Annotated in this window: 1 protein-coding gene; it reads right to left on the reverse strand. The window is 44.3% G+C overall.

Going from position 1 to position 1,002, the window contains the following annotated elements; all coding sequences use genetic code 11:
* The coding region (locus ACI3E1_RS07875) for an SspB-related isopeptide-forming adhesin (protein WP_405025102.1) at positions 1–973 on the reverse strand (973 nt) is incomplete at its 3' end.
* Between the last annotated feature and the right edge of the window lie 29 nt (positions 974–1,002).

A 1,002-nucleotide genomic window follows, 5' to 3' on the forward strand; every position in this document is an offset into this window, starting at 1 on the left:
TTCCATCGGTAATCGTAATGCCGTTGGCATCTAAACCAACTTGTGCTGGCAAGGTATCAGAAATGCTTAATCCGGCAACCTTCATACCCGGCGTAATGTCTAAGCCCTTATCACCGGAAAGATCCCAGGTCAGCTTGTAGTTTGCCTTATCACCCCGCATAAGTTTCTTACCGTTGACGTTAAAGCCTTCGTCATTCGTGACCTTCTTGATAGCCTTAGGCGTATCCGTGTACAACTTATCTTCGTGGTACATGAAATGTGGTACTTGCGGTGCTACTGGAGACTTTGCAAAGTTTCCAGCAACCAATAGTTGTGAGCCTCGACTCCCAGCTACGTGATTACCATGATCCTCATTATCTGCATGTCCAGAGTATAACCGGTACATAATCGTACCATCTTTATCCCAATTTCCTGCGGCATTTAATAACTGCTGTACTTTACCATAGTGTAACCACTTATCTGCAATTTGATCTGTTACACCCTCATTTTGATTCTCCCAATTTTTAATATTGGCCAGATTATTATGATACAGGTAATATGATAGAGCGAAATGCGTATCCATTTCTGAATACGTTCCGTTGTCCCCCGGGCCACCTTTACCTAAATATAAAATTCCAGCAATTGTCCGCTGTTGATCAGCGTTCCCTTGAATACCCGTATTTAAGGTAACATGATCTGGAGTGCCGTCAACGCCTGGGCCAACTCCATATGGTTGAGTACAATAAATTACATGATTACCAGCATGCTGTAAGCTATCCTCGGCAGGTACTCCTTGCGTATTATTAATCCCAGAATTAACTAGACCAACCGGACGCGCTGCATCAAAATCATCACCAGAGATTGTATCGCCCATAGCGTTATACGTATCACTACGAGCTTTATCATAAGCCGCTTTTTGCTGCTCATAAGTGCTCAACTGCTGGCTAATCTTGGCCGCCTGACTATCCAGATCCCCTTGCAGTTGCTTTTGCATCCCTTCCTTCATTTCCGGGATCACGGTCT

Origin of the sequence: Ligilactobacillus sp. LYQ139 (assembly GCF_045033025.1) — a bacterium.
Classification (GTDB): domain Bacteria; phylum Bacillota; class Bacilli; order Lactobacillales; family Lactobacillaceae; genus Ligilactobacillus.